Source organism: Streptomyces sp. NPDC032721, from assembly GCF_055579625.1.
In genome coordinates this window covers 175,001-187,389 of sequence record NZ_JBVIMX010000007.1, presented here as the reverse complement: position 1 = coordinate 187,389, position 12,389 = coordinate 175,001, and the positions used below count along the sequence as shown (strand labels likewise).

At 69.0% G+C, this 12,389-nt stretch carries 12 protein-coding genes; 6 read left to right on the top strand and 6 right to left on the bottom strand.

Features of this window, described 5'->3' with window-relative positions; all coding sequences use genetic code 11:
* Window positions 1-2 precede the first annotated feature (2 nt).
* From ACZ5PB_RS16875 to ACZ5PB_RS16855, 5 genes are read left to right on the top strand one after another with little or no spacing between them, the layout of a single operon-like run.
* Window positions 3-602 carry a 4Fe-4S dicluster domain-containing protein gene (locus ACZ5PB_RS16875; RefSeq protein WP_468691809.1) on the top strand — a complete coding sequence of 200 codons (600 nt, stop codon included), beginning with the start codon at window positions 3-5 and terminating at the stop codon, window positions 600-602.
* On the top strand, window positions 599-1,291 hold the full coding sequence (locus ACZ5PB_RS16870; RefSeq protein ID WP_468691807.1) for a Rieske (2Fe-2S) protein: 693 nt from the start codon (window positions 599-601) through the stop codon (window positions 1,289-1,291). Before ACZ5PB_RS16875 ends, ACZ5PB_RS16870 begins: the two co-directional genes overlap by 4 nt.
* Entirely contained in the window at window positions 1,288-1,734 is a 447-nt protein-coding gene (locus ACZ5PB_RS16865; RefSeq protein WP_468691803.1) for a hypothetical protein, read from the top strand. Before ACZ5PB_RS16870 ends, ACZ5PB_RS16865 begins: the two co-directional genes overlap by 4 nt.
* A 5-nt stretch (window positions 1,735-1,739) precedes the next feature.
* Window positions 1,740-3,170 (top strand): NarK family nitrate/nitrite MFS transporter, encoded by a 1,431-nt coding sequence (locus ACZ5PB_RS16860; protein WP_468691802.1) that lies wholly within the window; start codon window positions 1,740-1,742, stop codon window positions 3,168-3,170.
* 52 nt (window positions 3,171-3,222) lie between these two features.
* The gene (locus tag ACZ5PB_RS16855; RefSeq protein WP_468691800.1) at window positions 3,223-3,426 is read left to right on the top strand and encodes a hypothetical protein; all 204 of its coding nucleotides are present in this window, start codon (window positions 3,223-3,225) and stop codon (window positions 3,424-3,426) included.
* 40 nt (window positions 3,427-3,466) lie between these two features.
* Here ACZ5PB_RS16855 and mscL read toward each other — a convergent pair whose 3' ends face one another.
* The 6 genes from mscL to ACZ5PB_RS16825 form a co-directional block, all read right to left on the bottom strand.
* On the bottom strand, window positions 3,467-3,937 hold the full coding sequence (gene mscL, locus ACZ5PB_RS16850) for a large conductance mechanosensitive channel protein MscL (RefSeq protein WP_468691798.1): 471 nt from the start codon (window positions 3,935-3,937) through the stop codon (window positions 3,467-3,469).
* A 153-nt stretch (window positions 3,938-4,090) separates the two neighbouring features.
* Window positions 4,091-4,681 carry an RcpC/CpaB family pilus assembly protein gene (locus tag ACZ5PB_RS16845; protein ID WP_468691797.1) on the bottom strand — a complete coding sequence of 197 codons (591 nt, stop codon included), beginning with the start codon at window positions 4,679-4,681 and terminating at the stop codon, window positions 4,091-4,093.
* A gap of 182 nt (window positions 4,682-4,863) precedes the next feature.
* Window positions 4,864-5,697 carry an S-methyl-5'-thioadenosine phosphorylase gene (locus tag ACZ5PB_RS16840; protein ID WP_468691795.1) on the bottom strand — a complete coding sequence of 278 codons (834 nt, stop codon included), beginning with the start codon at window positions 5,695-5,697 and terminating at the stop codon, window positions 4,864-4,866.
* A gap of 80 nt (window positions 5,698-5,777) precedes the next feature.
* Window positions 5,778-6,128 carry an FmdB family zinc ribbon protein gene (locus ACZ5PB_RS16835; protein ID WP_468691794.1) on the bottom strand — a complete coding sequence of 117 codons (351 nt, stop codon included), beginning with the start codon at window positions 6,126-6,128 and terminating at the stop codon, window positions 5,778-5,780.
* A gap of 66 nt (window positions 6,129-6,194) precedes the next feature.
* Window positions 6,195-7,421, bottom strand: coding sequence for an MFS transporter (locus ACZ5PB_RS16830; RefSeq protein WP_468692109.1), 1,227 nt, complete (start codon window positions 7,419-7,421; stop codon window positions 6,195-6,197).
* A 347-nt stretch (window positions 7,422-7,768) separates the two neighbouring features.
* Window positions 7,769-9,328, bottom strand: a complete 1,560-nt coding sequence (locus tag ACZ5PB_RS16825; protein WP_468692107.1) for a potassium/proton antiporter — start codon at window positions 9,326-9,328, stop codon at window positions 7,769-7,771.
* A gap of 186 nt (window positions 9,329-9,514) precedes the next feature.
* Here ACZ5PB_RS16825 and ACZ5PB_RS16820 point away from each other — a divergent pair, with 186 nt between their 5' ends.
* Entirely contained in the window at window positions 9,515-12,385 is a 2,871-nt protein-coding gene (locus ACZ5PB_RS16820; protein ID WP_468691793.1) for a penicillin acylase family protein, read from the top strand.
* The last annotated feature ends 4 nt before the right edge of the window (window positions 12,386-12,389 follow it).

The window sequence follows — 12,389 nt, the reverse complement described above, 5'->3', positions numbered from 1 at the left end:
CCATGATGGGTAAAACGATCTTCATCGACCCGGGTCGCTGCATCGGCTGCCAGGCCTGCGTCTCCGCCTGCCGCGAATGCGACTCCCACCGCGGCAAGTCGATGATCCACCTCGACTACACCGACCCGGGCCAAACGGTCGCCTCCCTCCCCACCGTCTGCATGCACTGCGAGGACCCGGTCGCCCCGTGCGCCGAGGTCTGCCCCGCCGACGCGATCCTGGTGACCGCCGACGGAGTGGTGCAGCAGGCCGACACCACCCGCTGCATCGGCTGCGCCAACTGCGTCAACGCCTGCCCCTTCGGCGTCCCCAAGATCGACCTCGAAGCCAAGCTGCAGATGAAGTGCAACCTCTGCTACGACCGCACCGCCTACGGCCTCGCCCCGATGTGCGCCACGGTATGCCCCACCGGAGCCCTCTTCTACGGAACCCTCGAAGAGCTCCAGGCCGAGCGTCCGGGCGTCCAGGTCGTCGACTCCTTCGCCTTCGGCGACGTGATGGTCTCCACCGGGGTCGCGATGGTCGTCCCCGCCGACAAAGTCCAGTGGCCGGTCCCCGGCGGGCTCCCGATCGTCTCAGTGAACGGAGTCGACGTCCCATGAGTACCGTCCAGCCCCCATCGCCGGGCACCACCAAGACCGACGCCCCCGAGGACGCCGACGACGCCCGTTCCGCCCTTCACGACCGGATCAGCGCCGACTCCCTCACCACCCGCCGCGACTACCTCCGTATCGTCGCCACCGTCTCCGGCGGCCTCGCCGTGGGCGGCCTGGCGGTCGCCGGGGGAGTGCTGCACCGGCACGGCGAACCCGAGGGCGACGGCGTACCGAAGGCCAAGCGCATCGCCGACGGCCTGCCGCCCGGCGAGTCGATCGCCTTCCGGTACCCCGGCGACGAGGACCGCGCCGTCGCCGTCCGCCTGGAGGACGGTTCGCTCGTCGGCTATTCGGCCGTCTGTACCCACCTCGCCTGCGCAGTCCTGTGGCGCAAGGATCGCGGCACCGAGGGCGAGCTGTACTGCCCCTGCCACGAGGGCATCTTCGACGCCCGAACCGGCGAGGTCACCGCCGGCCCACCACCCCGGGGGCTCCCCAAGGTGGTGGTCATCGAGGAGATGGACGGCAGCATCTGGGCGATCGGCACCACCCGTTCCGGCGAGAGCGTCGAAGCGGGACTGTGCCGCCAGATCATCGACGAACGCCCCGACTTCGCCGCCCGCATCGGCTGCCCCGGAGCCGCCGCCCGGCCGAACATGCCCTCCGAGACCCACCGGCAGGGGAGACAGACATGAGTGCCCCGACCCCGCCCCCGAGCGCAGGCCCCGGCCCGCACCCCGCACCGGGCAATGACTCGGCGCCGGGCAAGGCCTCCCCGGCCGGCGCCCCGCCCCGCCCCGACTACCGTCCCGGCAGCGCCGATCCGCGGCTCAACCGCCCGGTCCACGAGCGTTACCCGCAGATCCGCCCCACCAGCGGATACGGAGACCCCCGGGTCCGTCACACCGGACCAGGGCCCGGCGCGGGAACCGAGCAGGAGCCGGAGCGCTCCGCCAAACTCACCGCCCGCCTGGTACTCGCCCTGTCCGTGGTCATCGGCCAGCTCTGGGCACTGACCATCACCGTCAACGAGTGGATGAAGGGCGACACCGGAACCGCCTGGTGGGGTGCCGGCTTCCTGTGCCTGTCCTTCCTGGCCGTCCTCCTCCTCTGGCTCCTCGACCCCAAGGACCGGTGACCCCCATGTCGACAGCAACTCCCGCAGAGCCCGGCAGCGGTTCCGGCACCGACACGTACAGACCCGGCACGACGATCAGCGACTGGCGCCCCGAGGACGAGTCCTTCTGGCGGACCACTGGTCAGAAGGTCGCCAAGCGCAACCTGTGGATCTCGGTCCCCGCGCTCATGCTCGGCTTCGTCGTCTGGCAGGTCTGGTCGGTCACCGTCGTCAAACTCGGCGACGTCGGCTTCGACTACTCCAAGTCGCAGCTCTTCTGGCTGACCGCCATCCCCGGCATCACCGGCGGCACCTTCCGGATCCTCTACACGTTCATCGGACCGATCTACGGAGAGCGGAAGTTCACCGCGTTCTCCACGATCATCCTGATCGCCCCGATGCTCTGGCTCGGCTTCGCACTCCAGGACACCAGCACCCCGTACTGGGAGATGTGCCTGATCGCCGCGGTCTGCGGCCTGGGCGGAGCCAACTTCGCCTCCTCGATGGCGAACATCGGCTTCTTCTTCCCCAAGCGGGAAAAGGGCAACGCCAACGGGATGAACGGCGGCCTCGGCAACCTCGGCGTCTCCGTCGTCCAGCTGGTCGCTCCGCTGGTCATCACCGCCGCGGTCCTGTTCGCCCCGGCCGGGGGCCCGCTGAAGAGCAAGAAGACCGGTGAGGACGTCTGGCTTCAGAACGGCGCCTTCCTCTGGGTGCCGCTGCTGATCATCATGGCGCTGCTCGCGTGGTTCCTGATGAACGACCTCAAGGTCGCCGCCGCCCCCTTCAGCCAGCAGAAGATCATCTTCAAGCGGAAGCACAACTGGCTGATGACCTGGCTGTACGTCGGGACCTTCGGCTCCTTCATCGGCTTCGCCGCGGCCCTGCCCAACCTGATCAACACCACCTTCACGCCCATCAACCCGGACTACTCGGCAACGACGTACGCCTGGATCGGCCCGTTCATCGGCGCGTTCGCCCGCTGGGGCGGCGGCTGGCTCTCCGACAAGATGGGCGGCGCCCGCGTCACCATGCTGTCCTTCGTCGGCATGGGGATCGCCCTGGTGGTTGTGATCAGCGCGCTCCCGCACGGCGGCGACAACGGCAACTTCTGGGTCTTCTACGCCGGCTTCCTGGTCGCGTTCCTCTTCTGCGGCCTCGGCAACGGCTCCACCTTCCGGCAGATCCCGGTGATCTTCCGCGACCAGCACCTCAAGGAAGCGGAGGGCAAGGGCGAGCAGGCCCGGGTAGCGGCTCTCAAGCAGTCCGAGATGGAAGCGGGCGCGGTCACCGGCTTCAGCTCCGCCATCGCCGCCTACGGCTTCTTCTTCATCCCCGCGATGTTCGCGAACTTCCCCGTGGTCAATTCCCTCTGGGTGTTCGTGGCGTTCTACGTCACGTGCCTGGCCGTCTGCTGGTGGTTCTACGCCCGCAAGGGCGCCGAGGCCCCCAGCTGACCGGGCCATCGGCTCCGCCGGGCCGGGTGCGTCACCGCCGTACCCTGGAGGAATGAACACCTCCGACCACGCCGCCCCCGGCCCGGCAACCCCCGAACCGGCCGTACGCCCCAAGCCCAAGCTCGTCTTCGACGACCCGCTGGACCAGCAGTCGTCGGACGACACGGACCGGGGCTGGGGGGACCGGCCCAGCACGAGCGGCGGCACGACGGACCTCGCCCGTTTCCTCGACGAGAAGCCGCCGCACCACATCTGATCCGGCCGGGGCGACCGGCTCGCGCGCAGCGAGCGCGACGTTACGGGTTGCTGTGCCCCGAGCCCCGCTGCGCGACCAGGGCGTCCCTGATCTCCTTCAGCAGCTCGACCTCGGTGGCCTCCATGACCTCCTGGGTCGCCTCCTGGACCTTCTCCTTCGCAGCCCGCTTCGCCAGATACTTCGCCATCGGCAGCACCATCAGGAAGTAGACGACGGCGGCGGTGATCAGGAAGCTCAACGCCGCGCTGAGCACCGTTCCCCACATGATCTGGATGCCGTCGATCGTGCCGTCCGGGCTCTTCGCGCAGGTCCCCTTCAGACAGGAGCTGTACCCCTCCAGGTCCTTCGTGCCGAACGCGCCGACGATCGGATTGATCACGCCCTTGACGATCGAGTTCACGATGTTGGTGAACGCGGCGCCGATGACGACGGCCACCGCGAGATCGATCACGTTGCCGCGCATCAGGAAGGCTTTGAAGCCCTCCAGCAGGCTGGTCTTCTCGTTGCTCACAGGTGAGCCTCTTTTCGCATGTGCAGGGGGCGGAGCAAATTCCCCCGAAACCTACGGCAGCAGAGGTCGGCGCTGTCCAATCCGTCAACTCGTATCGGTGACCCACCTGTTCGTCAGTGCAATTCGGAGCCCGGCCAACCACCACGCGAAACGTCAGCACAACGTCACCGCCAACCGTGACATCGCACTCGCACCCGCCAGTTCGGCGGCAGTGGCCCGAGGGACGGACAGCACCACCAGCGCTCCGTCGGCAGAAGAGGTCTCCCGCGCACTCGGCACCTCGGCCACCCGGACCCCGGCCGCCACCACCCGCCCCGCGGAACTCCTGCCTCCAGCAGTCGGGTTAGCAGCTGCGATGACATCGACACGGTCCCCGGGCTTCAACAGCCGTACGGTCGCCGCATCCGCGATCCGCACCGGTGCCGACACCACCTCGGCCTGCGGGGCCACTCGGTGACGGGCCCGCACCGGTACGTCGGCGGCCTCTGCGGCCTCCGCATGCGCACCCGCACGCTCCGGGGCGCGGGGAGCCGAAGCGGCCAGCGCGGCAGCGGTCACTGCAAGACCGGCAGCCATCGCGCGACGCCTGCGCCGTAGCGCCCGCCGCAGCCGGTGCCGGCCGCCACCGCCACGTACGCACAACGGCGCGAACTCCGGCACCCCGTACGGCTCGGGCGCGGGCAGCGCCTGCGGCAGAGGGGGCGGAGAGGGCAGGGGCGGAACGGAAGGGGGAGTCGGGGACACGGCGCATCACCACCAGATCGCAACGGGTGTTCGGTCTGAACACCCCTCACGATCCACACTCCGCGCAGATCCCGCTGAAGCCTGTGCACAGACCTCAGCCTGTGGACAACTCGCTCACTCCTGTGGGGGATTCACCGTGGAGTGCCGCCCCTGGCAGCGAGCACCACCAGGGGCAGCGATGCTCACGGCAGCGCGATCCCGGTCTCGATCCCGTCCAGCGCATGCGAGCACAGGCAGTCCCGCGACGCACTGGCCGGCAGCCCCGCCACCGCGTCGAACAGCACCGTGCGCAGCCGGTCCAGGTTGGCACCGAACACCTTCAGCACCTCCTCGTGCGAGACGCCCTCGCCCGTCTCCGCCCCCGCGTCCAGGTCGGTGACCAGCGTCATCGACGTGTAGCAGAGGCCCAGCTCACGGGCGAGCACTGCCTCCGGGTGCCCGGTCATACCGACCACCGACCAGCCCATCGACGCATGCCACACCGACTCCGCACGGGTCGAGAAGCGCGGCCCCTCGACGACCACCAGCGTCCCGCCGTCCACCGGCTCCCAGTCCCGCCCGCGCGCTGCGGCGAGCGCCACCTTGCGCCCCTCGGGGCAGTACGGGTCGGCGAAGGACATGTGCACGACCTCGGGCAGCGTGCCGTCGACCGGCGTCTCACCGTCGTAGTAGGACTGCGCCCTGGCTTTCGTACGGTCCACCAGCTGGTCGGGCACCAGCAGCGTGCCCGGCCCGTATTCCGCCCGCAGCCCGCCCACCGCACACGGCCCGAGCACCTGCCGCGCACCCACCGAGCGCAGCGCCCACAGGTTGGCCCGGTAGTTGATGCGGTGCGGCGGCAGGTGGTGGCCGCGTCCGTGCCGGGGGAGGAAGGCGACCTTCCGTCCCGCGATCTCGCCCAGGAACAGCGAGTCGCTGGGACTGCCGTAGGGGGTGTCCACCTGAACCTCGGTCACGTCCTCCAGGAAGGAGTAGAAGCCCGAGCCGCCAATCACGCCGATCTCTGCGTTCACCATGGCCGTCACCCTAGCCGCGCCCGCAAACGCCGCAGTCCCCGCCGTCGGTGACGGCGGGGACTGCGGGAAACTCAAGGCGCTCAGGCGGCCGAGGACGACCCCGAGGAGCTGCTGGACGAGCTCGACGACGACGATCCCGACGAAGACGCCGAGGACGACGACGAAGCCGCGGGCTTCGAGTCCGAGCTGCCCGACGCGGACGAAGCGCCCGACTTCGCGGACGAGGACGACGCCGGCGTGCTGCTCGACGAGGAGCCACGGCTGTCGTTCCGGTAGAAGCCGGAGCCCTTGAAGACGATGCCGACCGCAGAGAAGACCTTCTTCAGGCGTCCCTGGCAGTTCGGGCACTCGGTCAGTGCGTCATCGGTGAACTTCTGCACTGCCTCAAGGCCTTCGCCACATGCGGTGCACTGGTACTGGTAGGTCGGCACTTGATCCTCCTGGCACTCTCACTCGATGAGTGCTAACGACGGTCCATAGTGACGTATTCCGTGGAATCAGTCCACCGTGACCGGCACGCGGTGACCCACACCACGTGCCGCGACCCGCCCCGGCGACTTCGGCAGCAGGTGCGAGCGCAGCGTGACCAGCACGATCAGGGCCAGCGCCGTACCGCCCAGCGGAACCAGGAATCCGGCGGACGAACCGAAGGAGTCCGTCAGCCGCCCGGCCACCGTCACAGCCATGGCCTGCCCGAACGCGACCGCACCCGTCAGCCAGGTGAAGGCCTCGGTACGGGCGGTGGCCGGGACCAGCGTCTCGACCATCGTGTAGCCGGTGATCAGCGCGGGAGCGATGCAGAGCCCGACGAGCAGCCCGAGCCCGGCGAGCAGCGGCACGGAGTGCACCGCCCACAGGCCCGAGGCGAACAGCGTCAGACCGACGTACCCGGTCATCAGCCGGCGGCGCGGCCCGATCTTCCAGGCGATGGTGCCGCAGACGATGCCCGCCAGCATGTTGCCGCCCGCGAAGATTCCGTAGAGCAGCCCGTTCATGCCCGGGTTGCCGGCCTCCGAGGCGAAGGCGGTCAGCGACACCTGCATGCCGCCGAAGACGGCGCCGATGCCCAGGAACGCGACCGCCAGGACCCGTACACCCGGGATGGACAGTGCGGAGGCGTGCTTCACGCGCGTGCCGCCGACCGTACGGCTGGGGACCGGCTGGGTGCGCTTCTGCGCCGCGAAGAACAGGCCGCCGGCCAGGGTGAGCGTCGCCTCGGCGATCAGGCCCGCAGCCGGGTGCACACCCGTGCACAGGGCCGTGGCCAGCACAGGGCCGACCACGAAGGTGAACTCGTCCGTCACCGACTCGAAAGCGGCGGCCGTCGACATCAGCGGCGAACCGTCCAGCTTCGCCGCCCAGCGCGCCCGCACCATCGGGCCCACCTGCGGCACCGACGCACCGGCCGGGACGGCCGCCACGAACAGTGCCCACAGGGGCGCCCCGGCGAGTGCGAGCGCGGTGAGCGCGCCGACGGACGTCGCGTGCACCAGCACGCCCGGCAGCAGTACGGCCCGCTGGCCGAAGCGGTCGGCCAGCTTGCCGCTCTGCGGGGCGAACAGCGCCATGGAGACACCGGTGACAGCGGCGACGATGCCCGCGCTGCCGTACGAGCCGGTGGTGTGCTGCACCAGCAGCACGATGCCGATGGTCAGCATCGCGAACGGCTGCCTCGCCAGGAAGCCGGGGATCAGGAACGTCCAGACGCCGGGGGTACGCAGCAGCTGCCCGTATCCGGGGCGCTTGGCGGTGTCCGGGCCGGAGCCCGTCGGGCCGGAGCCTTCGGTGGCGTCGGTCGTGACCGTGTGCGTCACGGCCCTTGCCTTTCTGCCGCCTGGTAGCGCTTCCCTTGCACCTGCGTCGTGCGCCCTCCGTACTTTCGTACGTGGCCACGCGCGCGTGCGGGAGCTGCCGAGAGCTGTCCTCTTGCGCAGGACCGGCGGTAGATACCAGGCGTCCCCTCGGAGCAGGGAAACAGGCCGCCGTGCGGTCGCGCCAGCTCTGCGTCAGGCAGAGTTGGTCGATCAATTCACCTTCATGGTACAGGGAATCTTGTCCGCACGGCTTGTCTTCACAGGTTTTTGCGCCTCACGGGCCGTGGAACCGGATCTTCTCCCGCGCCCAGCCAGTCCGCCAGCTTGCCGCCCTGGCCGACCGCCCGCAGCCGCCGCTCGGCAGCGTCCCGTACCGGATCGGTCGCCACCACCAGCAACTCGTCGCCCCGTCGCAGCACCGTCGTCGGCATCGGTACGAAGCTGGTCCCGTCGCGGACCACCAGGGTGACCGCGGCGCCCGGCGGCAGCCGCAGCTCACCGACCTCCACACCGTGCATCCGGGACTTCTCCGGGATGGCGACCGACAGCAGGTGACCGCGCAGCCGCTCCAGCGGCGCCGATTCGATGCCCAGGTCGGCGGCGGCCTCCGGGGCCTCCTTGAGGCGCAGCCGGCGGGCCACCCACGGCAGGGTCGGCCCCTGCACCAGGGTGTAGACCACCACCAGCACGAAGACGATGTTGAAGATCTGGTCGCTTCCCTCGACGCCGCCCACCATCGGAATGGTGGCGAGCACGATGGGTACCGCCCCGCGCAGTCCGGCCCACGACAGCAGCACCTGTTCGCGCAGTGACGTACGGAAGGGCAGCAGGCTGATCAGCACCGATGCGGGGCGCGCCACCATCGTCAGCACCAGGCCGACGACGACCGCCGGCCAGATGTCGTCGAGCAGCTCGTGCGGGGTGACCAGCAGGCCCAGCAGTACGAACATGCCGATCTGCGCGATCCAGCCCAGCCCGTCAGCGAAGCCGCGGGTGGCCGGCCAGTGCGGCAGTTTGGAGTTGCCCATGATCATCGCGGCCAGGTAGACGGCGAGGAAGCCACTGCCGTGCGCCAGTGCGCCGGCCGCGTACGCCGTCACCGCGATGGCCATCACGGCGATCGGGTACAGACCGGACGCGGGCAGGGCCACGCTGCGCAGTCCGAGTGAGCCCAGCCATCCCACCGCGAGGCCTATGGCGGCACCGATCGCGAGTTCGAGAGCTATCTCACCGAGCAGTACGTACCAGGAATCGACTGGTCCGGTCGTGGAGAACGCGACGACCAGGATCACCACCGGGGCGTCGTTGAACCCGGACTCGGCCTCCAGTGCACCCGTCAGCCGCGACGGCAGCGGAACCTTCCGCAGCACGGAGAAGACCGCCGCGGCGTCCGTCGAGGACACCACCGCACCGATGATCAACGACTGCCGCCAGTCAAGACCCACCAGGTAGTGCGCACCGGCCGCGGTGATCCCCACGCTCACCGCGACACCGACTGTCGACATGACGACAGCCGACGGCAACGCCGGTTTGACCTCTTTCCACTTCGTACCCAGACCGCCCTCGGCCAGGATCACGACCAGTGCGGCATAGCCGATCACCTGGGTCAGCTCGGCGTTGTCGAACGCGACCTTGCCGATGCCGTCCTGGCCCAGCGCGATGCCGATCCCGAGGTAGATCAGCAGACTGGGGAGCCCACTGCGTGAGGACAGCCGGACGGCCGCCACCGCGACGAGCAGCACTACCGCGCAGATGAGCAGGAGTTCGTTGAGCTGGTGGACAGTCAGGGGCCGGTCCTTTCCTGGGGCCTGCCGGATCGTTCCTGCCGGCGGCGAGGTAGTTTCATTACCTTACCTAATCTTTGACGCTTCCTTAACGCCTTTCCTGTGCTGGGCCAGAACCGCTCCTCCGGGGGCTTCCGGAGACCGAGTCAGGAGCGGTACGGGCCTGCGCCTATGGTTGCTCCAGCACTCCAGGACCACCCTGCCCCTCGAAGGACAGCGATGCCCGCCACCACAACAGCCCCTTCCGGAGCCGCTTCCGGCGGCAAGAAGAAGAAGGGGCGTCGCGCCCGCCTGCTCGTGATCGTGCTGGTGCTGGCGATTGTCGCGGGCGTCGGTTACGGCACGTACTGGAGCGTCAGCACCGTGCGAGCCTCGTTCCCGCAGACCAGCGGCGAGCTCACGCTCGACGGCCTGACAGGACCGGTCGACGTCAAGCGCGACGCCAACGGAATCCCGCAGATCTACGCCTCCTCGGACTCCGACCTTTTCCGCGCCCAGGGCTTCGTCCAGGCCCAGGACCGCTTCTGGGAGATGGACGTCCGCCGCCACATGACGTCCGGCCGCCTCTCCGAGATGTTCGGCGAGGGCCAGGTCGAGACCGACGCCTTCCTCCGTACGCTCGGCTGGCGCCAGGTAGCCCAGCGGGAGTACGACACCAAGCTGACGCCGGAGACGAAGAAGTACCTCCAGGCGTACGCGGCAGGCGTCAACCAGTACCTCAAGGGGCGTGCCAACAAGGACATCTCCGTCGAGTACGCGGCCCTCGGCTTCACCAACGACTACACCCCCGAGGAATGGACCCCGGTCGACTCGGTGGCGTGGCTCAAGGCGATGGCCTGGGACCTGCGCGGCAACATGCAGGACGAGATCGACCGCTCGCTGATGACGAGCCGCCTCGACGCGAAGCAGATCAGCGACCTGTACCCGGCCTACCCCTTCGACCGGCACAAGCCGATCGTCGAGGAGAACAAGGCCAAGTCGGGAACCGGCAGCTCCGCTTCCGGAGCGAACACCGGCCCCGGTACGGGCACGAACTCCGGCACCGGCGCGAACACGGGCACCGGCAGCACCGGCCGCACCGGAACCGGCACCGGAACGGGCACAGGCACCGGAACCGGCACAGGGACCGGCTCCGGCACCGCGGCCGGCGCCACCCAGGGCGTCAACACCCAGCTCGCCCGCATCTCCGACGCCCTCGACAAGATTCCCGCCCTGCTCGGCCCCAACGGCAACGGCATCGGCTCCAACTCCTGGGTCGTCTCAGGATCCAAGACCACCACCGGCAAGCCGCTCCTCGCCAACGACCCGCACCTCGCCCCCCAGATGCCGTCCCTCTGGTACCAGATGGGCCTGCACTGCCGTGAGGTCTCGGCGCAGTGCCAGTACGACGTCGCGGGCTACACCTTCTCCGGCATGCCCGGCGTCGTCATCGGTCACAACCAGGACATCGCCTGGGGCATGACCAACCTCGGCGCCGACGTCACCGACCTCTACCTGGAGAAGGTCGGCGTCAACAACACGTACCTGTACGACGGCAAGGAGAAGCCGTTCCGGACCCGCGAGGAGACCATCAAGGTCGCCGGCGGTGAATCGAAGAAGATCACCGTCCGCTCCACCGAGAACGGCCCCCTGGTCTCCGACCGCAACAACGAGCTGGAGTCGGTCGGCCAGAAGGCCCCTGTCGACAATGCCGCCCCCGACCGCGGCAACGGCTACGCGGTCTCCCTCAAGTGGACCGCCCTGATGCCGGGCAAGTCCATGGACGCCGTCTTCGAGCTCAACAGGGCCAAGGACTTCAAGAGCTTCCAGGCCGCCGCCGCCCACTTCGAGGTGCCGTCGCAGAACCTCATCTACGCCGACACCGCGGGCCACATCGGTTACCAGGCCCCCGGCAGCATCCCGATCCGCAAGGGCAACAGGGACGGCCGGCTGCCCGCCGCCGGCTGGGAGTCCAAGAACGGCTGGAAGGGCTTCATCCCGCAGAACGAGCTGCCGTACGAGTACGACCCCAGTCGCGGCTACATCGTCACCGCCAACCAGGCCGTGATCGACAGCAAGAAGTACCCCCACCTGCTCACCGAGGACTGGGGCTACGGCGCCCGCAGCCAGCGCATCAACGACCTGATCGAGTCCAAGACCAAGGACGGCGGCAAGATCAGCTCGGACGACATGCGCACCATGCAGATGGACAACAGCAGCGAGATCGCCAAGCTGCTGACGCCCTACCTGCTGAAAATCGACATTTCCGACCCGTACATCCGCGAGGCGCAGAAGCTCCTGGAGGGCTGGGACTACACCCAGGAGTCCGACTCGGCCGCCGCCGCGTACTTCAACGGCGTCTGGCGCAACATCCTGCGCCTGGCCTTCGGCAACAAGATGCCGAAGGAACTGCGGGTCAAGGGCTCCTGCCTGTACGTGCGTGCGGCCGACGGCTCCGGCCCGGTCGACGACCTCGCCAAGCCCACGCGCGAGTGCGGCGAGCGGGACGGCGACTCCGCGCAGCCCGACGGCGGTGACCGCTGGTTCGAGGTCGTGCGCAAGCTGGTCAAGGACGAGAAGAACGAGTGGTGGTCCTCGCCCGCCTCCCGTACGGACAAGGCCACCACGACCCGCGACCAGCTGTTCGCCCGGGCGATGGAGGACGCCCGCTGGGAGCTGACCGCCAAGCTGGGCAAGAACATCAAGACGTGGAACTGGGGCCGCCTGCACCAGCTCACGCTGAAGAACCAGACCCTCGGCACCAAGGGCCCCGGCTTTGTTCAGCACCTGCTCAACCGTGGCCCGTGGAACCTCGGCGGCGGCGAGGCCGCGGTCAACGCCACCGGCTGGAACGCGGCCGGCGGCTACGAGGTCGTCTGGGTCCCGTCGATGCGCATGGTCGTCAACCTCGGTGCCCTCGACAAGTCGCGCTGGATCAACCTGACGGGCGCCTCCGGGCACGCGTACAGCTCGAACTACAGCGACCAGACGGACATGTGGGCCAAGGGCGACCTGCTCGACTGGTCGTTCAGCAAGCAGGCTGTCGACAAGAGCACCACCGAGACCCTGGTCCTCAAACCGAGCCAGGGCGGCGACCAGACCTCCCAGTAGGGGG